The sequence below is a fragment of the Campylobacter concisus genome, from assembly GCF_902460845.1.
In the GTDB taxonomy this organism is placed as follows: Bacteria; Campylobacterota; Campylobacteria; order Campylobacterales; family Campylobacteraceae; genus Campylobacter_A; species Campylobacter_A concisus_X.
Window position 1 is genome coordinate 306,201 of sequence record NZ_CABPVS010000003.1, and the last position, 24,337, is coordinate 330,537.

The following is a 24,337-nucleotide window of genomic DNA, read 5'->3' on the forward strand; positions in this document are numbered from 1 at the left end:
ATAAAGTCATACGACTTTAATACTTAAAAATTTATCAACCAAAAAATACTTTTGGTTATTTTTATAAAAAATATCAATTAACGCATTTATGTAAAATTTTAATTTAAATTTAGATTTATTAATTAGTAGGAATTTTTTAAAAAAATTGTGATACATGCAAATAGAAAATAGCACATTTAAAATAAATGCCGTTCTCATCCTGAGAAGCTCCATTTTTTCTCCTTGAAAATAATTAAGTCATTTTATTAATTTTACTTTTAAAAGATGTTAAATTTTAAAAATTAGAAAAAAGTGAGTTTTTGCAGAGAATTCCTGCTTCTCTGCAAATTTTGTATTTAGATTTATTTCTTTAATCCATATTTATCTAGCATTTTGTCAAATTCGCCAGATTTTTGTAGCTCATCGATCGCTGCGTCTATCTTCTTGATAAGCTCAGTGTGTTTGCCTTTATCAAACGCCATTGCAAATCCTTCCGTGCCATCAGGAACTCTTAAAAATTCTTCTAAATCTGGATTTTGTTTTAAATACTCAACCCCTATCGGACTATCAGTTAGCACAACGTCGATTTTGCCAGCGTTTAGTGACATGATAGCGGCTGCTACATTTTCAGCAGGTATCGATTTAGTGGTTATGCTTTTGGCTGCTTCTTCTTGAAGTGTGCCAACTTGAGCTGAAATTTTCTTATCCTTAAGGTTGTCTTTATTTACATCTGAGCCTTTTTTGCGGATAAATAAATTTTCTGAAAAATAATATGGCTTGGTGAAATCAACCGATTTTCTTCTCTCATCAGTAGCACTCATACCACTTATTGCGATATCGATCTTGCCTGTTTTCAAGGCCGAGATGAGGCCGTCAAAATTCATATTTGCAACATCAAATTTGATCCCAGTTTTTTTGGTGATCTCATTTAATAAATCTATCTCAAAACCAACTATTTGGTTTTTTTCATCAAGATATTCAAAAGGTGGATAATCAGCACTTGATCCGACTTTATAAACCACCTCTTTGCTAGCCTCTGGCGCATTTGCTACACTTTTTTTGTTAGTGTTATCACCACAACCTATAAAAAATAAAACTAAGCCTAACGCTAGAACTTTTAAAAAATTTTTCATTTTTTATCCTTTATTAGTGATTTAAAATTTTACCTAAAAACTCTTGTAGACGCTCGTGCTGCGGATTTGTAAAGACATTTTTTGGCGTGTCATCCACTGCTATCTTGCCTTTATCCATAAAGAAAATTCTATTTGCTACATTCCTTGCAAAGCCCATCTCATGAGTTACCACAAGCATCGTTATACCTTTTGCTGCGACATCTTTCATAATGTCAAGAACCTCACCTATCATTTCAGGATCAAGCGCACTTGTCGGCTCATCAAAAAGTATCACTTCTGGCTCCATTGCTAGGCTTCTAGCGATCGCAATACGTTGCTTCTGTCCGCCTGAAAGCTTGTGCGGATAGGCAAATTTCTTATCACTTAGCCCAACACTTTTTAGCAACTCATCAGCTCTTTTTTCTGCACTTGCTTTATCTAAAATTCCCGCTTTTATCGGAGCTAGAGTTAAATTTTGCAAGACATTTTTATTTGCAAAAAGATTAAAGTGCTGAAAAACCATGCTCACTTTTTGGCGAATTTTATTTATATCTGATTTTTTATCTAAAATATCTTCACTATTTATCTTTATGTGCCCGCTATCTGGCTCCTCAAGGCGGTTTATGCAGCGTAAAAATGTACTTTTTCCACCACCACTTGGACCAATTATCGCTATAACTTCACCTTTTTTTATATTTACGCTAATGTCGTTTAAAACGAGTAGATCACCATAGCTTTTATTTAAATTTCTAATCTCAATCATGGCGATTTAGTCTCCTCTCAAGTAGTTTCACCAAGAAGGTGAAAAATTTAACACTCACATAGTAAACGATGCCTGTAAAAATGACTGGCTCTGGGCTATAAAATACCGCCTGCAAGCTCTTACTTTGCATCGTGATATCAACAACGCTTATGTAGCCAACAACCGAAGTTTCTTTAAAAAGCGAGATAAATTCGTTTGCAAGTGCTGGCAAGATATTTTTTGTAGCTTGTGGAAAAACCACCTCACGCATCGAAACATAGTAGTTTAGACCCATGGCACGAGCCGCTTCCATTTGTCCTTTATCGACGCTATTTATACCGCTTCTTACGATCTCGGCCACATAAGCAGAACTATTTAGTCCAAGTGCGATGAGAGCTACATAAAAATTATCACTCCATGTTGCAAAAATGACAACTGAAAATATTAAAAGTTGAAGTATTACAGGTGTTCCACGTAAGATATCGATATATTCATCGATTATAAAATTTAAGACTTTAATATTTAAAAATTTAATAAACGCCAAGGTAAATCCAAGTGTTATGCCTATGGCAATACCGCCTATAGTAAGCCCTAAAGTCACTCCATAACTTTTGATATAAGCGATCTCTTGAGCCTCACTAAGATTTCTTGGATAGAAAAAATATGCTCCAAGTGAGACAATTATTATAAAAAATAGAAATTTAGCTAAATTTTGAGCCTTCAACTTTGTCCTTCTCTTTAAAATATGGCTTTAAATAATACGAAAAAATTTATATCATTTTGCTTAAAAGTGTTTAAGGATCGGCACTGAATGTTGTAATTTAAAAAAATTTATATTAATATAAGCCATTTATCTTAATTTGAAAGGAAATTTATGAGCTTTGGGTCTTATTTAGCCATAGCCATCTATTTTGGCTTTTTGCTCTTTATCGGACGATATTTTTACGATAAAAATGCAAGCATGAACCAATATCTACTGGATAATCGTCAAATGGGTCCAGTTGTCACAGCACTTAGCGCTGGCGCTTCTGATATGAGTGGTTGGATGCTGCTTGGCGTGCCCGGAGCATTGTATGCAACTGGTGTAGCAAATATCTGGATGATAGCTGGTCTTATTGTAGGTGCTTACTGCAACTACCTATTTCTAGCAAAAAGGCTTAGGGTCTATACCGAGGTTGCGAGCGATAGCATCACGATACCAGACTTTTTGGAAAACCGCTTTAAAGATAGAACAAAAATTTTAAGGATCGTATCTGGTCTTATTATTTTGATATTTTTTACACTTTACGTAAGTAGCGGCATCATCGCTGGTGGCAAAACATTTGAGAGCTTTTTTGGTATAGGCTTTAGATATGGCGCAATATTTACACTTTGTATCGTGGTCTTTTACACGTTTTTTGGTGGATTTAAGGCTGTGAGCATAACTGATGCATTTCAGGGGCTTTTGATGTTTTGTGTCCTAGTCTCGATCCCAGTCGTGGCATATCTAAATTTAGACCTGCCAAGCGATACAAATTTGATAAAAGAGATAAGCAGGCTTGACGCAAATCACCTAAATCCATTTAGAGATCAGACTTTCTGGGGCATTTTAGGTCTTCTAGCTTGGGGCTTTGGCTACTTTGGTCAGCCACATATAATTGTTAGATTTATGGCAATACGCGATTCAAAAGAGCTTGCAAAGGCAAGAAGGATCGGTATTGGTTGGATGACGATAGGTCTACTAGGTGCTATCATGAGTGGACTTATCGGCTTTGTCTACTTTAGCCAAAGAGGTGGGCTTGGCGATCCTGAGACGGTCTTTTTAAAGCTTGGTGAGCTACTTTTCCCACCATTTTTTATAGGTATCATCATCTCAGCCGTGCTTTCAGCGATAATGAGTACCATCTCAAGCCAGCTTTTGGTTACATCAAGCTCGGTTACAAAGGACTTCATCTTTGCCTTTTATAAAAAAGAGGTAAGCCAAAGCACGCAAACAGCGATCAGCCGCTATGCCGTAGTAGTCGTAGCGTTAATAGCAACAGTACTTGCTTTTATCTCTACAGATAGCGTCCTAAACGTCGTTGGAAATGCTTGGGCTGGATTTGGTGCTAGCTTTGGACCGGTGCTACTTTTTAGCCTTTACTGGAAACGCATGAGCGCACTTGGGGCTCTAGCTGGTATGATAGCTGGAGGTGTGACCGTAATATTTTGGATAACATCAGGGCTAAATGCCTATGTTTATGAAATTTTACCAGGCATCTTAACATCGAGCCTAGCCATCATCATGGTCAGTATCTGGGGCGATACAATAAATAAAATGACAAGTGAGCCACACGAGCAAGTCATACAAGAAGAATTTGAAAAGATGAAAACAAGGCTTTAGGCCTAAACTTACAAGAAATTCCTAGTATCTCGTGCTAGGAATTTCTGTTAATTCTCTCTTAAAATTTTAATCCCTTTTTTTAGTTTTCTTATCAAAAATCTAGCTGGATGAAGCTCATGAAATAGAGATCTTTCTATACAAAGTGGGCGAGCAAGCACAAGATCAGCTATCAAATTTGCTCCAAGTATCGCTGTGCCAAGACCTCTAGAACCGTGGGCAAAATTTACAAAGACATTTTTTTCGTAGCTTGCTTTTGGATTGTTGTCTTTATTTTTACTCCAAAATAGCCCTTTGTAGTTTTGCTTGTAAAATTCTTCGTCATGCAAGGCACCAATTATCGGAAACCTGTCTCCACTATAACTTCGGTAGCCTACTTTTGCACCGATAATAGTTGCTTTTTTGATATCAAAAAACTCACTTACGTCGTTTAAATTTTTAGTATTATCTTCAACTTTAGGCATGTCACAAATTTCATTTCTGGCGTAAGTTGCTCCTATAACTTGCGCGCCTTTTACAACTGGACAGATGTAGCCTTTTGCGCTTAGTGGCAAAGTATTTTTAAGTATTGGTTTTAGGTGCGTGACTTGGCCTCTGACACTGCTTATTTGCATATCGTAGTCCTTAAAAATTTCACTACTCTTGCTACCAGTACAAAAGACCAAAATATCAGTCTCTAAATTTTTACCGTTTTTAAATTTAACGCTGATTTTGCCATTTTGCAGGTGTGTTCTGCTCTCATACTCGTGATTTAATAAAATTTCAAAATTTTTTGATAGAAATTTGCAAATTTCTCTTGGTCTAGCGTATGCGCCATCTTTTATAAAAATGCCAGGATATGGCTTTAGACTCTCATCAAATTTAAAAATTTCCTCCGCGCCTTGATCCTGCCACGAGCCATATCTCTTAACTAACTCATCATCAAATGCGTAGTCGATGCAGCCGTTAAATTTGATAAGGCTTTTTGGCAAAGTTGCCTTATAAAATCTCACTGCTTGCAAAAATGCGTTTAAATGCATGCGGCCTAAATTTACACCAGGCTTGGTAACTAGAGGCATCAAAGCGCCACAGTGATTGCCTGAGCCATTTGTGGCCACCTCGCTCTTTGCCTCAGCGATCACAACCTTAAAGCCATTTTTGGCTAGCTCGCCAGCTGTTGCAAGTCCGGCCACGCCAGCTCCTATGATAAGTGCTGTTTTGCCTTTTGACTCAGCAAGTGGCTCACATCTTGCAAACCAAGCATCCTTTAAATTTTCATCCTTTTTTTCTAGCACGGCGCTACTCATCTGACGTTTTCTAGCGTAGCCCTCTTTTAGGCTTAGTAGAAAGCCAGCACCCTTTAGACCGTCCTTAACCATTTTTGCGCATGAGTAAGTTCTAACTATCGTGCCGGGTTTGCTTAGTCTTGCGATCTCTCTAAAAATTTCTTCACTCCATATTGAGCCATTTTTACTTGGAGCAAAGCCGTCTAGAAACCAGATATCAGCGTTAAAATCAAGCTCAGGTAAAATTTCTTTAGCCTCACCGTAGCAAAGATCAAGTGTGATATTTGGGGCGAAATTTATGCGGTGTATGCCTGAAACTAGAGGCGGATAGAGCGAAATCAGCTTTTTGGCATAAGCTTTAAAAATGCCTAAATTTTCATAAATTTTTAAAAGATCATCTTTTTTAATAGGACTTTTTTCGATGCTAACAAAGTGAAGTTTTTTAGAGCTATTTTTAAATTTCTTACAAAGTGTGAAAAAATTTAACCCAGCACCAAACCCAGTCTCAGCGACGATGAAGCTATCTTTACTCTGCCAAATTTCATCAAGTGCGCTTGCAAAGACAAATTCGCTCTCAAGCCAAGGTTTATCGGTATTAAAGTAGATGTCACCAAACTCTTCGTTAAATGGAATTTGTCCTTTAAAGCTTAAATTTGCATTTTTCATCTATTTTTTGCAAAATATCCATCTATACCGTTTGCTATACCGTTTGCAAGGGCATTTTGATAAGCATCATTAAAGAGCTTTTCACCCTCAACCGGATGCGTGATATAGCCGATCTCAACAAGAACTGCTGGCATAAGAGCACCAACAAGTACCCAAAACGGTGCCTCTCTCACACTGCCGTCACTTGCAGCATAGACCTTTCTAGCACTTGCTAAAATTTCTTTTTGGATATCGATGCCAAGCTTATTTGACGCGATAATCTTCTCACGATTTAGTACATTTAGAAATGTCTGCTGTGAAAAGTAATTCATCTCTTCAATATCTGATTTGTTTTCAAGTGCGGCTGCGTTTTTACTACGTTCGCTTCTTGCAGGCGATAAGAAAAATGTCTCAATGCCGTGCATGCTCTTTGCCTTTGTGGCATTTGGAGCGGCATTTGCGTGAATGGAAACAAAAAGATCAGCCATCTTATCATTTGCAAATTTTGTTCTTGTTCTTAAATTTATAAAGACATCGGTTGACCTGGTAAAAAAGACCTTGTAACCACGCGCTTTTAGTATATCGCCAAGCTTTTTGGCTACGCCTAGAACTGCGGTTTTTTCTTGAAGCTTGCCATTTACTGCACCTGGATCAGTGCCACCATGGCCTGGATCGATGACGATCGTTTTGTTGCGTGAAAATTTACCAGCCGCAACTGGTGGCAAAGGCGCTGCCACTGGCTCGCTTTGTGCAGGCTGTGGCTTTAAATTTGGCTCAGGCTCTTTTTGTGGCACTTCTTCATTTTTGTTTTTAGTTTTATGAAGTGGTATTTTTACATTTTCGTTTGAGATAAAATTTTGAGCGCTGATTACAAGCAGATCGCCTGTCGCATTTGCTTTTATAGTCTTTTGGATCTTATCAGAAAAAATAACTCTAACAGTGTTTTTATCATACTGCGAGATGTGAATATAATCAGATATGAAATTTTTATAAGTTAGCGAATTGCCATTTAATCTACCATCAATATCCATAATGTTTTTATATGTATTTTGCTGCTTCAAAAAGGATGTTTTTAGTTTTGCAGTATCAATTTTTGTATTAAACTTAAGCACTAAAGTGTCATTTACCTTTGTGGCACTAAGTAGCGTCAGAGCAGCACTAGGCGTACTGGCGCTCTTTACGCCATTTAGTGCATTTAGATCTTTTATATACCCACTTGAGTCAAAGCCAAGCGATTTTGAGCTGTTTATGAGTCTTGTGAGTGCTTGTTTTTTTATATTTTTGTCATTTTTGATGATCGCGTCGACATAGATATCTTTTATATCGTTGTGAAATTTAATCTTTGCACTTCTGCTTGAGCTGGCAAAATTTTTATCAAATTTTGCAAATATCTCTGAATTTGTCGCAGCAAAAAGAAAATTACAAACAATAAAAAAGAGGATTATCGCTCGTTTCATTCACCATGTACCAGCTTGTGCATTAGCTCTTTTACGCTTATTAGCTCTTTTAGTTTATATCCGTTTGCTCCAGTGAAAAATAACCCAGTCTCTTTTTTGCCACTAAATGAGTCAAACAGCCTATCAGCGATGCAATATCCAACCTCTTTAGCTCCTTTGCCCCTTTGACAAGGGCTCACACAGTTGCTTATACACTGGATCTTTGGTCCCATCCTTTTTTCTACCAAATTTATCAAATTTGTTCTAATCCCACGAGCCGGATAGCCAACTGGACTTTTTATAAGCTCTATGTCTTTTTCCTCGGCTGCTAGTATCACTTCTTTAAAGCCAGCATCCGCGTCACACTCATGCGTTCCAATGAAGCGTGTGCCCATCTGAACGCCATCTGCACCTAGCGATATTGCCTTTTCTATGTCATTTTTATCCCAAATTCCACCGGCTGCTATGAGCGGAAAATCACCCCACTCTTTTATCTCAGCCTTTACTTGTGGGATTAGATTAAATAGCGAAAACTCAGGGTCAAGGCACTGCTCGTATGTAAAGCCCTGGTGTCCACCGCTTAGTGGCCCCTCAAGCACTACAGCATCTGGTAAGCGGTTATATCTTTGTAACCAGCGTTTGCAGATGATCTTTAATGCCTTTGCACTTGAGACGATAGGAACTAAAGCAACCTCTTTAAAATTTTGTGTAAATTCTGGCAAATTTGTAGGCAAGCCTGCACCTGAAACTATGATGTTTATGCCAGCCTCACAAGCATCTTTTACTACCCTTGCGTAATCATTTGCAGCATACATTATATTTACGCCAAGTGGCAGGTCTCCACAAATTTTTCGTGCATTCTCAATAATTGCTCTAAGACCTCTTGTTGAGTAGAAATTTTCACTTCCAAAAGGCTTTGCATTTAGCTCTTTATCTATAAATTTTCTATTTTCATAATATCCGGTACCAACTGAGCTGATTATCCCAAGGCCGCCTTCTAAGCTTACATTACCAGCTAGTTTGTCCCAGCTAATGCCAAGCCCCATACCGCCTTGAAATATCGGATACTTTATCTCATATTTTCCTATTTTTAATGGCTTTAACTCCATTTATTCAACCTTTACTTTTGCAAATTTACGCTTACCGACTTGCAAGATATATTCACCTGCTCCTAATTTTAACTGCTCATCACTGATCTTTTCTTGATTAATGCTAACCGCATTTGCCTTTATATCACGCCTTGCTTGAGAATTTGACTCGCTTAGTTCGCACTGTGATAAAGCTTCCACTATCCAAACTGGTGCTTTTAGGCTAAATTCTTTGATATCAGTTGGGAGTTGATTTTGAGAGTGCACGCTATTAAACTCAGCCATCGCAGCTTTTGCAGCCTCCTCGCCGTGATACCTTGCTGTTATCTCGTACGCAAGGTCCTCTTTTGCTTTTTTTGGATGATACTTGCCGTTTTTTACATCGTTCATTAAATTTTCTATCTCGCCAAGGCTTTTTGTACTTAAAAGCTCGTACCAACGCCACATTAGCTCATCGCTTATACTAAGCGTTTTTGCGAACATATCATTTGCATTTTCAGTTACGCCGATGTAGTTTCCAAGACTTTTGCTCATCTTATTTACACCATCAAGCCCCTCAAGAAGTGGCATCATGATGACAGCTTGCTCTTTGCCAACGTTATATGTTCTCTGCAAGGTTCTACCCATTAGAAGGTTAAATTTCTGATCCGTACCGCCCATCTCGATGTCACACTTCATCGCAACGCTATCATAACCTTGAAGAAGCGGATACATAAATTCACAAATTGAAATTGGACTGCCAGCTTTTATCCTTTTTTCAAAATCATCGCGCTCTAGCATTCTAGCGACTGAAAATGTGCTAGTTAGCTCTATCATTCCAGCAGCTCCAAGCTCATTTGACCATTTTGAGTTAAACATTATCACGGTCTTTTTTGGATCTAAAATTTTAAAAACTTGCTCTTCATAAGTCTTTGCATTTTTTAAAACTGTCTCTTGATCTAGCTTTTTTCTAGTTACTGATTTACCGGTTGGATCGCCTATTTGAGCAGTGAAGTCGCCTATTAAAAACTGCACGATTGCACCATGTTTTTGAAGCAGTGCCATCTTGCTTAAAACGACTGTGTGTCCTAAGTGAAGGTCTGGAGCAGTTGGATCAAAGCCAGCCTTTACATAGAAATTTTCACCTTTTTCATAATAGTTTTTTATTAAATTCTCAACTCTTTCAAAGTCAATAATCTCGGCAACACCGCGTTTTATCTCTTGTAAAATTTCAGCTATATCTTGCATTATCTTTCTCCTAGTTGTGGTATGGATCGCTTTGTGAAACGAAATCTATAATCTTATATCTATCTTTGATCTTCTCTCTTAGCTCGTTTGCATCGATGTTTTCAGCTATCTCAACACTTATCTCAAATGTATCGCCGCTAAGGTCATTTGCTTCATTTAGCGAGATTGTAGCCAAATTTACATCTAGTCTAGCAAGATATGTTAAAAATTCAGCCAACGCGCCTTTTCGGTTCTCAAGATTTAATAAAATTTTATATCTATGTGGGGCATTTCTAGTCCATTTGACAAAGATGATCTCATTGCCCTTATCCATAAGCTTTCCAGCACGCTCACAAAGCTTGTGATGCACTGTCACATTGTGCCCATTTTTAAAGCCAACTATGCTATCGCCTCTTTTTGGGTTACAACAATAGTCAAACTCGACATTTGAAATTTTATGATTTGAATAGATTACGATATTTTCAAATTTTTGCTTTTTAACCTGATATTTGTCGCCCAAAGAGATCATAAAAGGACGCTCTTTTTTTATATACTTTTTAAGCATATTTACGACCTCTTGCAAAAAATCACTTTCAGTTGCAGCACGAAAAACTTTTTTGCCTAAATTTTCATGCTCTATCCAGTCTAAAATTCTATCTTTAGAAACGCCAAAAACCGACTTTAAAATATCAACTGCAATTTTATAATTTATATCTTTTATCTTTTGCTTGCAGTATGTTCTTATCGTAGCCCTTGCTTTACCAGTTCGAACGCTATTTATCCATGAACAGCGAAATTTTGCCTCTTCGCCAGTTACAATCCTTACAATATCGCCGTTTTTTAGCTCTGTTAAAAGTGGCATCCTGACGCGATTTATATAAGCTTCTTTTGCGTAAAGTCCGATCTCTGTGTGAATCTCGTAAGCATAATCAAGTGCAGTAGCCCCGCGTGGAAGCGTAAAAACCTCACCTTTTGGCGAATAGACCGCAATATCTTCTATGTAAAGACTATCTTTTGCATATTCATAAAGCTCTTCGACGTTACTTTCAGCTTCATTGTTTTGCATGCCAATGTCGTTTAGCCAGTCAAGTTTTGGATTTAGTAAACTGCCCTCGCCGTTTTTGTATTTCCAGTGAGCTGCGACACCATATTCAGCGGTTTTGTGCATATCGTAAGTACGAACTTGTGCCTCAAAAATACTCTTATTATCAAAAATAGTTGTATGTATCGTTTGATAACCATTTTGCTTTGGAAGCGCAATATAATCCTTAAATCTCGAAATAAGAGGATTAAAATTTATATGCAAATTTCCAAGCGCAAGATAGCAATCAAGCGGCTTTTGCACAAGAATTCTAATAGCAAGCAAATCAAGCACCTCTTCAATCGAAATACCTTTTCTTTGCATTTTTAAATAAATCGAATAGTAATGCTTTATACGTTTTTGTATCTCAAAAGTGCCCTCAATAAAGCCATTTTCAAGCAAAATTTGATTTACTTTCTCGTAAAAAGCATTTAGTTTAAGGCTAAGCTGCTGCTTATTTTTATTTAAAAAGCTATCGATCTTGGCGTATTCTTCTGGCATCGCATATTTAAAACTTAGATCTTCAAGTATATTTTTAATCGATGAAATTCCAAGCCTATGAGCGATCGGAGCGTAGACCATAAGTGTCTCTTCAGCAATGCGTTTTTGTTTTTCTATTTTTAATGCATCAAGGGTTAGCATATTATGAAGTCTGTCACAAAGCTTAACCACAAGAACTCTAACATCCTCAATGGAAATTAAAAGCATTTTTCTAAAAGTTAGTGCCGAGCTTGCTAGTTTTTCGTTACTACTTGAGCTTGCAAGCTTGTTTTCTCTTATGGCAACTATCTTTGTAAGCCCTTCAACCAGCTTTGCCACTTCATCGCCAAATTCAGCCTGGACTTCACTAAGCGTAACTTCAGTATCTTCAACTACATCGTGAAGTAGTGCAGCTATGACCATGCTCTCATCGCCACCCATATTTGCCACTATTGATGCTACCAAGATAGGATGAATTGCGTATGGCTCGCCACTTTTGCGGTATTGACCAGCATGAGATGTGACACAGCTATCTATAGCTTTGTCTAATTTCTCGCTTCGTTCGCAAAGAGAAAAAAGCAACGTTATAGCTTCTGACACATTTTTACAAGGTAAAATTTGTTCTATTAGCTGCTCTAAAAAAAGACTATTTTCCTTCAACTATTGCCTCTAAGCCTATTTTGCCCTCAGCTACTTCAAGTAGTGCAATGTCAGCAAATTTCATCTTTGAAGTATCGGCTTCTACAAGCACTACTGCTCCATTTGCTAGTGCTTCTGCACGCTTTGCAACTATAAGCGAAAGCTTATATCTATCGTCGCCAACTTGTTTTAACGCTCTTGCTGTTATTTGTTCTGTTCTCATTTTTATCCTTTTTAAAATTTATTTTACTACTGAGTATAGGGCTGCTTCTTCTTCATTTATTATTTTTAATAAATTTCCAGCCTTAAACATGTTACAAACCAAAATAGGCAGTGAGTTATCTTTTGCTAAAGCTATGGCAGTATCGTCCATAACCTTGATATCATCGCTCATTGCCTTTTCATAGTTTAGTGATTTTAAAAGTTTTGCATCTTTGAATTTTTTAGGGTCTTTGTCATAAACGCCATCAACCTTTGTAGCTTTTATGATCATATCTGAGCCGATTTCAATAGCTCTTAGCGTAGCTGCTGTATCAGTTGTAAAGAAAGGATTGCCAGTACCTGCAGCAAATATAACGACTCTGCCTTTTTCCAAATGGCGCTGCGCACGTCCAACGATAAAAGTCTCACAGATCGCTTCCATTTTGATTGCACTTTGCACTCTTACCTCTAGCCCACTTCGTTCTAAAGCTTCACGCATTGCGATCGAATTTATAACAGTTGCTAGCATGCCCATGTGATCGCCGCTCGTTCGTTTGATGATGCCATCTTTTGCAGCACTCACACCACGTATAATATTGCCACCACCTATCACGATGCCAACCTCGATACCATTCTCGACAAGCTCTTTTATCTCATTTGCTATAAATTTAAGCACCGCCGTATCTATGCCAAAACCATTCTCTCCCGCTAAAGCTTCGCCTGAAAATTTAACCAATACGCGTTTTCTTTTACTCATTGTCTTGCTCCTTAAAATTCACGCATTCTAGCCAAAAAGGCTTTAAATTTAGTTAATAGCACTTACAAAGTGGCTATTTTGAGATCATTTCAAGTGGATCGATGTGGTAGTTTCTTTGCGTTACTTCAAACGTTAAATCATTTCTTACTCTACCTATGACGTAGCCTTTTTGTACGACTGAGCCTACCTTAACCGTCGGTGCGATCTGACTTAGGTGAGCATAGATCGTGTGGATGCCATTTTCGTTTTCTATAATGACTACATTTTCAAGCATTGGAGTTGCTTTCGCAAAGACCACTTTGCCATTTAGTACGCTTTTGACCTTGGCATCTGGCGTGGTTGAGCGAAGCGTGACTGACTCGTTAAAAATTTTGATGTTATATATTGGATCTACATAGTTACCAAATTTTTGCTTTACAGTGTAGCTATCAAGAGGAGCGATTGTCTTTGCACCTGAATATTTTTTGACTGAGCTTGTTTGATAGCCTCCACCCATTGGCTGGCTTTTTTCGCCTTTTTTACCACCTTTGCTTGCAGCTGCTTTTTCTTGTTTTTCTCTAGCTGCACGTGCGGCTTCGTCCTCTTGTTTTTGCATGATAGCAAGCTGCTCTAGCGTCTTTCTTAGCTCATCTTGTTGAGCTTGAAGCTTGGCTAGCTTTTTGCTATAAATTTCTTTATCACGCTTTAGTCCGTTTATAGTATTTTTTTGCGTACTTTCTAAATTTTGCAAGTCACTTTGCTTGCGTCTATAGTTTTTGATGCTTGAGTTTATCTCGCTTATTTTGTTTGATTTATTTTTTATCTTCTCAATCGTATCTTCATAGTTCTGGCTAAGCCTTTTAAAATCCTCTTTTGTGATGGCATTTAGCTTGGTTAAAATTTGAGATGAGATGATGCTCTCCTCGCTTTGCTTGCCCTCAGTTGCAGACATCAAAAGATCAAACGACAAATCTTCTGCGATGATCCTTATCATATTTTGCTCTAGCTCTTTTTGTGTGCGTTCTAGCTCTTTGTTTTGCTTAGTTAGATCATCAAGCTCAATAAGTGCTTTTGAAGCATTTGTCTCAAGGACTGAAATTTGACCCTTTAAATTTGTGATATCGCCACTTATACCACGAAGTTTTTTCTCGCCATTTACGATATCGCCAGCCAAATCATCTAACTTTTTACTAAGCTGCTCGCTCATCGCTTGACTCGATCTTAGCGAGTTTTTGGAGTCTTTGATCTTCTCTTTGGTATTTGACGCAAAAGCTAAGCTAAAAGCTAGCAAAAATGTAAAAATTCCTTTTCTCATATCGTGCTTTTTCTAGCCTTACTCATCACCAAACTAACAGCAAAAATACTTAAAAACATAGCCACGCCAAATAAAATAAAAATATCCCTTGAAGGATCAAGGCTAGGCAATACTACATCGATGCTTGCGGCATTTTCTCTAAAAATTTCAAAACTAGGCAAGAAAAAGAAAAATGCACCGACTGCAATGGTAGCAACTAGGCTATCAACCATAGCTGATTTATAAAGCATGGCTGATTTTAGCCAAAAAGGTGCTCCAAAAAGCGTCATAATCTCGATGCGCTCCCTATGCTCAAACAGCCAAATTTTAGCCTGCTTTAGCATAAGCATAAGCCCAACAACACAAAGTATCGCCATAAAAGCATACGATATGCTTTTTGCCAAATTTAGCATTTTAAAGACTTTGTCATGGGTCTTTGAAAATGTTTCAACCTTTGTGATGCCATCAAATTTTAAAAGTTTTTGCTTTAGATCATCCATGTACTGCGGTGTCGGAAATTCGCTAAGTTTTAGTGAGTAAAATTTAGGTAGCGCATTTTGCAGTATGGACAAATTTTTAGCCGAGATGTCATTTGAGAGGCGGTCGATGATCTTTTGCGGACTTAGTGGCTCGATGCTAGATAGATTGCTAACCACTGGCTTTAAAATAGTATCACTAAGCTCTTTACTTGAAACTATGACAATGTTGTAGTCATTTCCCATGAGTCTTTCATAATCTCTCACAATCTTATCGGCAGTTAGGCTAAACTGCACTGAAAACAAAAGTGCGATTAGCGGCAGGATGAATCCAAGATGATTTTTAAGCGATCTCATGCACGCCTCCATTTTCTATTACGAAGTGGCGGTATGGGATACGAAGCGTTGATGGGATATGATGAGTCACCACAACGACGCTTGTGCCTAAAAATTCCCTAGCTGATTTTAAAAGCGACCAGATGACGTCGCTTGAGTATTCGTCTAAATTTCCAGTTGGCTCGTCACATAAGAGCAAATTTGGATTGTGCGCTAGAGCCCTTGCCATCGCCACTCTTTGCTGCTCGCCACCGCTTAGCTCACGAGGGTATTTATCAGCTTTATGAAGCATATTTACATGTTTTAAAAGTTTAGCCACTTGCTTTTTGCTCACATTTTGATTGATGCCTTTTATGATGAGAGGCAACATAACGTTTCTTTCCACGTTCCATTCATTTATCAAGCGATAATTTTGAAATATAATGCCAACTCGCTGCCTAAGCTCACAAAGTCTTTTATCATCGATGTCGTCCATTTGTGTCATGCAGACATTTAGCTCTCCAGCAAGGGGTGAAATTTCTCCGTAAAATGATTTTAAAAGCGTGCTTTTTCCACTTCCACTCTTGCCTGTGATAAAGACAAAATCATTTGCATAAATATCTAAATTGACGCTATTAATTACGATTTCATCGCGTTCATAAGCTAGGCTCAAATTCCTTGCACTAATTATCTCTTGCATCAGCCAAATACTCCTTCAAAAGCTCGTGTGCAGCTAAATTCTCACGAATTAAGATCGGTTTTTTTATAAAATATTCGCTTTTTTCATCGCTTATTTTGATAAAACATTGCTCAGGTTTATTAAATGCTCCAAAAGCAACTTTTAGCAAAATTTCACCCTCGTTTATGGTGTAAATTTCTTCAAAATGTAAAAAATAATCCTCTTTTTTGATGATGAAATTTTTGAAATTTTTAATGATATTTTTTACGCTTGTCTTTTCTTTAAAGCTAAAATCTCCAGCTAAAACACTCTCGCTACTTTCAATCTCACAAGTATAAATGACATCATAAATATCCTTATCTTGGCGTCTCCAGCGGTCTTCGTACTTACTAGTTACTTCTAAATTTCTATTTTTGAAAGCTTCTATTTTTGAGTTTGTAGGCTCTAAAAATTTACTCAAACTAAAGTCGCAATACTCCTTGCTATCAGTCCTTAGCTCAAATTTGCCGCCTACTTTTAATATCCTCTCGCATTCAAGCGCAAACACCGATGAGACCACACGTCTATGCTCTGCTTTATCCCACGGCACTGGAAAGTGTAAAAAAACTCTATCAACTAAATTTGATCCAACAAGCGAGAGCAAGAGCCTTGCGTCGGTATTTATAAGCCTCACGTTTTCTAAGGCATTTACCCTAGCTAACTTTGCTACTTGCTCGATACTTGGCTTATACACCTCTATGCCTATAACTAGGGCATTTGGGTTGTTTTTAGCTTGATAAAGCAAGTGTCTGCCAGAACCAAAGCCGATCTCAATGAAAATCTCTTTAAATTTATCTTTTAGCTCGCAAAACGCTGGCACAAATTCTTCAAGGCTTAAAATTTCACTCACTTTTTTAGTCAAATTTGTCTTTTTTACAGCAAATGCTTGGCTGATTACGTCATTGCAATTTTGCTCCTTAAAAAGCTCCAGTGCCTCTTGTAAAAGACCAACTTTAGCTGGCTTTGTAAGCTTTTCACCTTTTACGACGATGCCATTTTTACCGGGCTTTACAACTAGAAAAAAGCTCTCTTCTTCATTTTTTGTGTAGATGAGCCTCTCGTTTCGCCCATTTGCCTGCCAAAGAAATTTGACTTTGTCATTACCAAATGGAAATGAGAGCTCTTTTAAAGACGAAGCGATGAAATTTGGCATTATTTTATGCTAACTTCTGCTTTTGATGACTTATCAGAGGCGATGCCGTACTCATCGATAGCTACGACGCTGTAAGAATAGCTAGCTCCTTTTTGCACGCTATCATCTCTAAGTCCAGTACCATCTATGCCACTAAAAATTTTCTCACTTGCACCACTTCTATAAACCGTGTACGAACTGGCTCTATCAACTGCGTTCCAGTTTACATTTACGCCGATACCATCGTAGCTAGCGCTAATATTTGGAGTCTTTGGTGCACTAAGCGTTATCCCCACGATTGGCTCTTCTTGTTTTAAACTCTCAAGGCCGTCTTTATCGACTGCTGTGACTCTGTAATACCTCGTCGCTGCATTTGTGTTTATGAGATCCTCGTAGGTGTTGCTAGTCGTTTTTGCCAGATATGTGTAAGGCAAAATTTTACTCACTGTCCTATAAACCTTAAAATAAGCAAAATCCTCAGCCGGCGCGTAATCCCAAGTTAAAATTATCTTTTTTGGTGCATTTTTTGTTGCCTGAAGGTTTGTTACTGATTTAGGGTAACTCCTTTGTCGTTGCACTGATATTTTGGCTTGGTTTTGAGACAACACCTGAAGAAGTTTTAACTAAAATTCTATATTCATAAGACTTACCAGGCTTTACCTCAGTATCGATATATTCGGCATTTAGTCTGCCATTTACCTCTGCGATTTGGCTAAATTTATTAGCTCCTGCATCACTTCTTTGAATGATATAGCTTGCCACGGTGCTATCAGGATGCGGTCTCCAGATCACTTTTACACGTCCTGGAAGCCCTGTAATAGCTTGCGAAAACGGTACTGAGTCAAGCAGTGGCTTTGTAGTTGCTGTTGCGATCGTGCCCGGTTGAGAGATGGCGTTACTTGAGTAGGTTCTCATTTGGTATGAGTAAGTTGTCTCTGGAGCTAGATCACGATCCACATAGTGCGTAGCAAAGCGGTCTTTTATGTTTGCAACTAGTTGCATTTTTGAGTTTGCATCATTTGGATTTGAGCGGTAAAGATAGTAGCCAACGACGCTCTCATCGGTTACTGGATTCCACTCGAAGCCAACTTCTGTCATATCTGAAATAGTTTTTAAACTTGTAATCGTAGGCAGTGACATACTTTGCTGAGTCGGTACGCTAGAGCCGCATCCCGCTAAGAAAGCTGCTAAAAATGGTGTCAATATGCGTAGGGCAAATTTTTTCATCAAAGATCTCCTTGGGAATTTTTTTGTAAATTATCTGGTTAAAGTCATCATACGTTTTTGCGGTAAATTCTACCCTTTTGCCAGTTCTTGGATGGATAAAATAAAGCATATAAGCGTGAAGCATAACCCTGCTTATTTTATCGCCTTGGCTCTTAAATCCGTATAAATCATCGCCTAAAATGTGGCGATTTATGCTAGCAAGATGCACTCTGATCTGGTGCGTCCTGCCTGTAAAAAGCTTTGCTGCTATCAAATTTACCCCGCCTTCGCTTAGCAAATTTACAAAGGCACTTTTTGCAAATTTAGCGTCCGCGACGATCGCTTTTTTTAGGCGGTTGTTTGGATTTCTGCCGATTGGCTTGTCGATGATGATGTCTTCTTTTAGGGGCAAGTCGGTGAGCGCTAGATAAATCCTCCCCATGCTCTTATCGCTTAGCTGCTCGCTAAGTTTGGCGTGGGCGAAGTTGTTTTTAGCAACGACGATAGCGCCGCTCGTGCCCTTATCTAGGCGGTGAACTATGCCAGCTCTTACGTCGCCATTTAAATTTGAGAGCATAAATCCTTTTTTATTTAGCCACTCAACAAGTGTTGCCTCTTTGACGCTTGGGGCTTGATGAACGACGATTTGAGGAGGCTTATTTAACACTATTAGATCATCATCTTCGTAGATTATTGGTATATCAAAATTTACTTCGTACTCGTTTTGCACCTCTTTTTTTGGAGCAAAATTTATACAAATTTCATCATTTTCGCTTAAAACAAAACTTGGTTTTGAGACTGGTTTTAAATTTACGCTTACGAGAGAATCTTTTATCAAATTTAAAGCTTGATTGCGTGAAATTTGAAGCTCCTGCGCTACTGCTACGTCGAGCCTAGAGCTATTTAAAACATTAAATTTAACCAAAATCAAAGCCTTGTTTGTGATATAATCTAGCCCAAAAATTAAGGTTTGCTTCTTGATAAAACTAGATCGGCGTATTTTAACACATTTTGATTTTATTCAGCCGTTTTTAATAATCCCAATCATAGCCATCTCTTACATCCTAGTTTCCGAAGCAAACGACGTCTTAGCAAACAAACAGCTTGTATATTTTGGTATCGGATTTGTTTCATTTTGTGTCGCATTTTTGTTGCCCATTAGGCGTATAGACTGGATTATTCCGATGTTTTACTGGGTCTGCATCGTGCTACTTTTAAGCGTCGATCTCTTTGGAGTTAGTAAGCTTGGAGCGAAACGCTGGCTAGAAATTCCATTTGTTCACTTCACACTTCAGCCATCAGAACTGATGAAACCAGCCTTTTTACTAATGCTAGCCTATCTCATCAAACAACGTCCTCCAGAAGCTAATGGATACGGATTAAAAGATTTTTTAAGACTTAGCTTTTACATACTTTTGCCATTTGCGCTAATTATGAAAGAGCCTGATCTTGGTACCGCACTCATACTTTTAATAGTTGGCTACACCATCCTTTTTGTCATCGGCGTAAATAAGAAAATTTGGATCACTATCATCCTTGCGATAGGCTTTTTGGCGCCGGTTTTGTATGAAAATTTACATGACTATCAAAAAAAGAGGATCCACGATTTTATCGCTGAAGAGCCAAGCTATCACGTCAAACAAAGTATCATCGCCATAGGCAGCGGCGGACTAAAGGGCAAGCCAAAAGATGAGGCGACGCAGACACACTTTAAATTTTTGCCAATCGCCACTAGTGACTTCATCTTTGCCTACAATATCGAGCGTTTTGGCTTTTATGGTGGATTATTTCTACTTGGGCTTTATGGAGCACTTATAACACATCTTTTAAGTTTAAATTACGGCCTAAAAAATGACTATTTTACACAAGTTACCACCACGGGGATTGCTGCACTTATTTTCGTTTATGTGGGTGTAAATGTCTCGATGACGATCGGTTTTGCACCAGTTGTGGGCGTACCACTGCCATTTTTTAGTTACGGTGGAAGCAGCTTTGTTACATTTATGGTGCTTTTTGGAATTTTGCAAAATTTGCTAACTTTTAGATTTGATAGAACTTATAGCTTTATAAAAATTCACTTCTAAAATTTTCTCCACAAATATCAAGCATATAGTTTTTGCTCTATCCTTCTTTGTGCTTTTTGATGCAAGATTTTATGGCATTTATAAGATATTTTATATCCTCTTTTGTATGTGTGTAGTGAATGCTAACACGTACCCAGCCAGGCTTTGCTTCAAAAATGGTATTATCTTTTAAATTAAGCAGATCATGTCCATACGGCCCAGCGCAATCACAGCCTGCACGCGTTTGTATACCAAAATCACTACTTAAACTAGCAGCAAAATCATAAGGCGAAATGCCTTTTACATTAAATGCAAAAATAGGCAATCTGTCTAAATTTTCAGGGCAATAATTTATCACCTCATCTATCTTTTCTAGTTCTTTACAAAACATCTCGCCCAGCTCACATTCAGCCTCTTTTATCTTATTAAGTCCGATTTCATTTCTTAGCTTATAGGCTAAATTTGCACGGATTAGCTGCATTATCGGTGGCGTGCCACCCTCTTCTAAATTTTCAACTTCATTAGTAAAAATATGTGATGTCCTGCTTACGTATTTGACTGTGCCTCCTGCTGCAAATGTAGGCAAATTTTTACAAAGCTCTTTTTTGATAGCCAAAAGCCCGCAACTCCCAACTCCGCCAAGCAGCTTGTGAGGCGAAAGAAACAGTGCGTCAAAATATCTGCAATCAACATTTTCATAAGCACTAAGAGTGGCCACATCAAGAGCCAAAATGCCATTATATTTTTTAATCAGCGAGTAAATTTTTTTATAATCAGTTTTAATGCCAGTGACATTTGAGGCGGCGCTAAAGCTAGCTATTATCTTTCTTTTTGCATTTTGCTTTAATGTATTCTCAAGCATCGCATAGTCTATCTCATTATTTTCATCAAGCTCTATACGTTTTATATCACAAAGCCCTTCTCTTAAGCTAACTTCAACAGAGTGATGCTCATAAGGGCCAATGATCGCTAGTGGCAAGTTTAATTTTCTTAAATTTGCTTCACCGATCAAGGCTCTTGTAGCTGGTGAGATATAAATTCCCATTATTTCCTGAAATTTCTTTATCGCAGCCGTTGCTCCTTGACCAGTCGCAATAAGATAAAAACTATCATCAAGACCTAATAAGCCTTTTAGCTCAGCCCTTGCATTCTCATAGCATTTTTGCGTTAGCACTGCGCTTGAACTACTATCTGAGTGAGTGTTTGCGTAGGTTTTTAAAAATTTTAAAATTTCATCTTCAATGGGCTTGTAAGCAAGACCTGAAGCCGTGTAGTCAAAATAGTAAAGACCATCTTTTAAAATGATATTTTTTCTTACTTCATCGATATTTAGCAATGTTTTCCTTTTATTTAAAGCAGGGATTATAATTAAATTTTCATAAAAAAGCTTGCAAAATAAGCATCTTTTAAAGCAATAAATTTCTTTGTAAATTTTCTATATTTTTCTTTATCGTGCCATCTTTATAGATAGCAGATATTAAGGCGATTATGTCTGGATTTACTCTAGCGACACTTGCAATGTTGCTAGAGTTTATGCCTCCTATGACACACACATTCATTCCCATTTCTTTTGCTTGTGATATGGTTTGGGCCTTGCAAAGTGGCGCATTTGGTTTTGTTGGGCTTTTAAACATCGCTCCAAAAGCCACATAGCTAGCACCATTTTGTTTTGCCCTAAGGGCAAGCTCCAAGCTATCATAGCAGCTAACTCCCACGTAAGCATCATCTCCTAAAATTTCAAACGCTTCTTTTATACTCGCATCATCTTTTCCCAAATGCACGGACTTTGCCCCTATATGAGCAGCAAATAAAATATCATCATTTACGATAAATCTGGCTCCAAATTTTTCGCATAAGTTGAAAATTTCACTAGCTAGCCTCTCATATTTGGGTATTTTTTTAGAGCGAAATTGAAAAAATTTTACCCCACACTCTAAAATTTCTTTAGTGTATTGCAAGGCTAAATTTTCAGGCATCAACACATCGTCGCTAATCGCATAAATTTCAATCACTTATGCCAACTTTATGATTTAGTAGACGTTTGCCAAATTTTGTCGTAATTGCATTTTTAATAGCATTTAAAATGTATTTTTTGGCTAGTTTTATGGCCTCTTCTTTTGTGTGTCCATTTGCCAGCAAGCAAGCCAGCGCACTTGCAAAGCTACATCCAGCCCCGTGCATGATCTCTGGTTTTATTAGTGGCTCTTTAAATTTAATTACGTCACCATTTTTTTTAAAAAGAGTATCTTCACAAATTTCTGCAACCATGCTTCGCTTTAAGATCATATCGCAAGGTAAATTTTTACTATCAAGTTTCAAAACTTTGGCTTCATCGATATTTGGCGTGATAATGTCTGCAAATTTAAAAAGCTCTTTTAAGCTTGCTATCGCATCATCCTCAAGAAGCTTTGAGCCTGATTTTGCTACGCAAACTGGATCTATTACTATTTTAATGCCTTGCTTATAAAATTTTTCAAGCCAAGCACCAACGCAAGATATAAGCTCTTTATTAAAAAGCATACCAACCTTTATGGCATCTATGTTTAGCTCTTCGTCTACCATTTTGATCTGTTCATTTAGATTTGTAACATTTGTTGCAAAGATATTGCTAACGCCATTTGTATTTTGTGCCGTAAGAGCCGTGATAGCTGTCGCTGCGTAGCAAGAAAATGCCTCGCATGTCTTAATATCAGCCTGCACGCCAGCACCACCAACACTATCACTTCCTGCAATGATTAATATATTTTTCATCTATCTCCCATACAACCTGAAATTTTATCAACACTAAAAGGATCATCGACCTTCCAAATACTTGAATACTTCTTAATGCTATTTTTTAATGCATCTACTAAATAATCCGCGTCCTTTAGCGTATGCGTATAGTGGAGTCCAGCCCTTACCCAGCCTGGCTTATGGGTAAATAGTGCATCTTCTTTTAAATGAAGCAAATCATGTCCATATGGCCCAGCGCAAGAACATCCTGCACGCGTTTGAATGCCATATTCTTTGCTTAAAACTTTGGCTAGTTCATAAGGCGAAACACCAGTCACGTTAAAAGCAAATATCGGCAAACGCTTTATGTTATTTGGATGATAGCACGTAAGCTCAGGAATTTCTGCTAGTCTTTTTTCCAAATACTCTCCAAGCTCGCTCTCGTTTTCATATATTGCCTCAAATCCTATCTCATTTCTTAGCCTATAGGCCAAATTTGCCCTTATAAGTCCTAAAATAGGCGGAGTGCCAGCCTCTTCTAGCTGTTCACTATCTTTTACAAATATAGCATAGTTTTTGCTAACATAACTTACCGTTCCACCACCAGCAAATGTCGGCTCATCTGAGTTTGCAAGTATCTTTTTTATAGCAAGAAGCCCACAACTTCCAACTCCACCAAGTAATTTATGAGGAGATAAAAAAAGAGCATCAAAGTAGTCACAATCAATATTTCCATAAGCGCTAAAACTTGCCGCATCAAATGCCACAATGCCACCATAAGATTTTATAAGAGTGTAAATTTTTCTATAATCGCTCAAAACCCCAGTCACATTTGAAGCCACACTAAAAGTTGCGATGATCTCACGACCGATATTTATCCTTAAAATTTGCTCCAAATGATTAAAGTCGATCCCTCCGTTTTTATCAAGCCTGATACGCTCAACCTCACAAAGTGCCTGTCTAAAGCTTATCTCATTTGAATGATGCTCATAAGGACCAAGCACAACAAGCGGAGAATTTTCATCTGGCTTTAGGGCATATCTTTTTTTTAATGCTGGCGGTGCATAAATTCCTAAAATTTCTTGAAATTTCTTTATCGCACCGGTAGCTCCATTGCCACAAGCAAAAAGATAAAAACTATCATCAAGTCCTAGTAAGCTTTTTAATTCACGTCTTGAATCTTCATAAGTTTGAGCGGTTTTATAGGCGTTTGATGAGCTGATAGAGTGCGTATTTGCGTATGTTTGGAGTATTTTTGCTATCTCATCTTCGATAGGTTTATAAGCTAGCCCTGAAGCTGTAAAATCAAAATAATAAATACCATTTTTTAAAATTATATTTTCTCTAATGTGCTCTAAATTTACCAAATCACAACCCTTGTTTTTTGCATAGCATTATAGATTACTTTAGCTAAAATATACTACAATGCCCAAATAAAGGAGCCAATATAAA

Annotated in this window: 23 protein-coding genes; 2 read left to right on the top strand and 21 right to left on the bottom strand. The window is 37.8% G+C overall.

Annotated elements, in window-relative coordinates; genetic code table 11:
* Positions 1-341 precede the first annotated feature (341 nt).
* Genes F3H00_RS04595 through F3H00_RS04605 form a run of 3 tightly spaced genes read right to left on the bottom strand, consistent with a single transcriptional unit; the run spans position 342 to position 2,557 of the window.
* Positions 342-1,112 carry a transporter substrate-binding domain-containing protein gene (locus F3H00_RS04595; protein WP_148798826.1) on the bottom strand — a complete coding sequence of 257 codons (771 nt, stop codon included), beginning with the start codon at positions 1,110-1,112 and terminating at the stop codon, positions 342-344.
* A gap of 13 nt (positions 1,113-1,125) precedes the next feature.
* The gene (locus F3H00_RS04600; protein ID WP_148798824.1) at positions 1,126-1,854 is read right to left on the bottom strand and encodes an amino acid ABC transporter ATP-binding protein; all 729 of its coding nucleotides are present in this window, start codon (positions 1,852-1,854) and stop codon (positions 1,126-1,128) included.
* Entirely contained in the window at positions 1,847-2,557 is a 711-nt protein-coding gene (locus tag F3H00_RS04605; protein ID WP_148798822.1) for an amino acid ABC transporter permease, read from the bottom strand. Before F3H00_RS04605 ends, F3H00_RS04600 begins: the two co-directional genes overlap by 8 nt.
* A gap of 150 nt (positions 2,558-2,707) precedes the next feature.
* Here F3H00_RS04605 and putP point away from each other — a divergent pair, with 150 nt between their 5' ends.
* Positions 2,708-4,195, top strand: a complete 1,488-nt coding sequence (putP, locus tag F3H00_RS04610; protein WP_148798820.1) for a sodium/proline symporter PutP — start codon at positions 2,708-2,710, stop codon at positions 4,193-4,195.
* A gap of 47 nt (positions 4,196-4,242) precedes the next feature.
* On the opposite strand, the gene mnmC is transcribed toward putP, so the two are convergent.
* The 14 genes from mnmC to F3H00_RS04680 form a co-directional block, all read right to left on the bottom strand.
* Positions 4,243-6,123: a bifunctional tRNA (5-methylaminomethyl-2-thiouridine)(34)-methyltransferase MnmC2/FAD-dependent 5-carboxymethylaminomethyl-2-thiouridine(34) oxidoreductase MnmC1 gene (mnmC, locus tag F3H00_RS04615; protein ID WP_148798818.1), complete on the bottom strand. Its 1,881-nt coding sequence runs from the start codon at positions 6,121-6,123 to the stop codon at positions 4,243-4,245.
* Positions 6,120-7,559, bottom strand: a complete 1,440-nt coding sequence (locus F3H00_RS04620) for an N-acetylmuramoyl-L-alanine amidase family protein (protein ID WP_148798816.1) — start codon at positions 7,557-7,559, stop codon at positions 6,120-6,122. Before F3H00_RS04620 ends, mnmC begins: the two co-directional genes overlap by 4 nt.
* Positions 7,556-8,647, bottom strand: coding sequence for a nitronate monooxygenase (locus tag F3H00_RS04625; RefSeq protein ID WP_148798814.1), 1,092 nt, complete (start codon positions 8,645-8,647; stop codon positions 7,556-7,558). Before F3H00_RS04625 ends, F3H00_RS04620 begins: the two co-directional genes overlap by 4 nt.
* Positions 8,648-9,853: a tyrosine--tRNA ligase gene (gene tyrS / locus F3H00_RS04630; RefSeq protein WP_148798812.1), complete on the bottom strand. Its 1,206-nt coding sequence runs from the start codon at positions 9,851-9,853 to the stop codon at positions 8,648-8,650.
* 10 nt (positions 9,854-9,863) lie between these two features.
* Positions 9,864-12,053, bottom strand: coding sequence for a RelA/SpoT family protein (locus tag F3H00_RS04635; RefSeq protein ID WP_148798810.1), 2,190 nt, complete (start codon positions 12,051-12,053; stop codon positions 9,864-9,866).
* Entirely contained in the window at positions 12,040-12,255 is a 216-nt protein-coding gene (locus tag F3H00_RS04640) for a DNA-directed RNA polymerase subunit omega (protein WP_021091717.1), read from the bottom strand. Before F3H00_RS04640 ends, F3H00_RS04635 begins: the two co-directional genes overlap by 14 nt.
* 18 nt (positions 12,256-12,273) lie before the next feature.
* The gene (pyrH, locus tag F3H00_RS04645; RefSeq protein ID WP_054196984.1) at positions 12,274-12,990 is read right to left on the bottom strand and encodes a UMP kinase; all 717 of its coding nucleotides are present in this window, start codon (positions 12,988-12,990) and stop codon (positions 12,274-12,276) included.
* Between the two features lie 73 nt (positions 12,991-13,063).
* The gene (locus tag F3H00_RS04650; protein ID WP_103600545.1) at positions 13,064-14,284 is read right to left on the bottom strand and encodes a murein hydrolase activator EnvC family protein; all 1,221 of its coding nucleotides are present in this window, start codon (positions 14,282-14,284) and stop codon (positions 13,064-13,066) included.
* Positions 14,281-15,096, bottom strand: a complete 816-nt coding sequence (locus F3H00_RS04655) for an FtsX-like permease family protein (protein WP_148798808.1) — start codon at positions 15,094-15,096, stop codon at positions 14,281-14,283. The genes F3H00_RS04650 and F3H00_RS04655 overlap by 4 nt, the downstream gene beginning before the upstream one ends.
* Positions 15,083-15,754: a cell division ATP-binding protein FtsE gene (locus F3H00_RS04660; protein WP_021091805.1), complete on the bottom strand. Its 672-nt coding sequence runs from the start codon at positions 15,752-15,754 to the stop codon at positions 15,083-15,085. The genes F3H00_RS04655 and F3H00_RS04660 overlap by 14 nt, the downstream gene beginning before the upstream one ends.
* A complete protein-coding gene (trmB, locus tag F3H00_RS04665) occupies positions 15,738-16,925 on the bottom strand; it encodes a tRNA (guanosine(46)-N7)-methyltransferase TrmB (RefSeq protein ID WP_148798806.1) in 1,188 nt (395 codons plus the stop codon). The genes F3H00_RS04660 and trmB overlap by 17 nt, the downstream gene beginning before the upstream one ends.
* Entirely contained in the window at positions 16,925-17,350 is a 426-nt protein-coding gene (locus F3H00_RS04670; protein ID WP_223155236.1) for a fibronectin type III domain-containing protein, read from the bottom strand. The genes trmB and F3H00_RS04670 overlap by 1 nt, the downstream gene beginning before the upstream one ends.
* A gap of 106 nt (positions 17,351-17,456) precedes the next feature.
* Positions 17,457-18,131 (bottom strand): fibronectin type III domain-containing protein, encoded by a 675-nt coding sequence (locus F3H00_RS04675; RefSeq protein ID WP_187422127.1) that lies wholly within the window; start codon positions 18,129-18,131, stop codon positions 17,457-17,459.
* A complete protein-coding gene (locus F3H00_RS04680; RefSeq protein WP_148798804.1) occupies positions 18,064-19,035 on the bottom strand; it encodes an RluA family pseudouridine synthase in 972 nt (323 codons plus the stop codon). Before F3H00_RS04680 ends, F3H00_RS04675 begins: the two co-directional genes overlap by 68 nt.
* Before the next feature lie 52 nt (positions 19,036-19,087).
* Here F3H00_RS04680 and F3H00_RS04685 point away from each other — a divergent pair, with 52 nt between their 5' ends.
* Positions 19,088-20,194: an FtsW/RodA/SpoVE family cell cycle protein gene (locus tag F3H00_RS04685; RefSeq protein ID WP_148798802.1), complete on the top strand. Its 1,107-nt coding sequence runs from the start codon at positions 19,088-19,090 to the stop codon at positions 20,192-20,194.
* A gap of 37 nt (positions 20,195-20,231) precedes the next feature.
* On the opposite strand, the gene F3H00_RS04690 is transcribed toward F3H00_RS04685, so the two are convergent.
* The 4 genes from F3H00_RS04690 to F3H00_RS04705 form a co-directional block, all read right to left on the bottom strand.
* A complete protein-coding gene (locus tag F3H00_RS04690; RefSeq protein ID WP_148798800.1) occupies positions 20,232-21,509 on the bottom strand; it encodes an aminotransferase class V-fold PLP-dependent enzyme in 1,278 nt (425 codons plus the stop codon).
* 70 nt (positions 21,510-21,579) lie between these two features.
* Positions 21,580-22,185, bottom strand: coding sequence for a thiamine phosphate synthase (thiE, locus tag F3H00_RS04695; protein ID WP_148798798.1), 606 nt, complete (start codon positions 22,183-22,185; stop codon positions 21,580-21,582).
* Positions 22,178-22,924 carry a hydroxymethylpyrimidine/phosphomethylpyrimidine kinase gene (locus F3H00_RS04700; RefSeq protein ID WP_148798796.1) on the bottom strand — a complete coding sequence of 249 codons (747 nt, stop codon included), beginning with the start codon at positions 22,922-22,924 and terminating at the stop codon, positions 22,178-22,180. Before F3H00_RS04700 ends, thiE begins: the two co-directional genes overlap by 8 nt.
* Positions 22,921-24,252 carry an aminotransferase class V-fold PLP-dependent enzyme gene (locus tag F3H00_RS04705; RefSeq protein ID WP_148798794.1) on the bottom strand — a complete coding sequence of 444 codons (1,332 nt, stop codon included), beginning with the start codon at positions 24,250-24,252 and terminating at the stop codon, positions 22,921-22,923. Before F3H00_RS04705 ends, F3H00_RS04700 begins: the two co-directional genes overlap by 4 nt.
* Between the last annotated feature and the right edge of the window lie 85 nt (positions 24,253-24,337).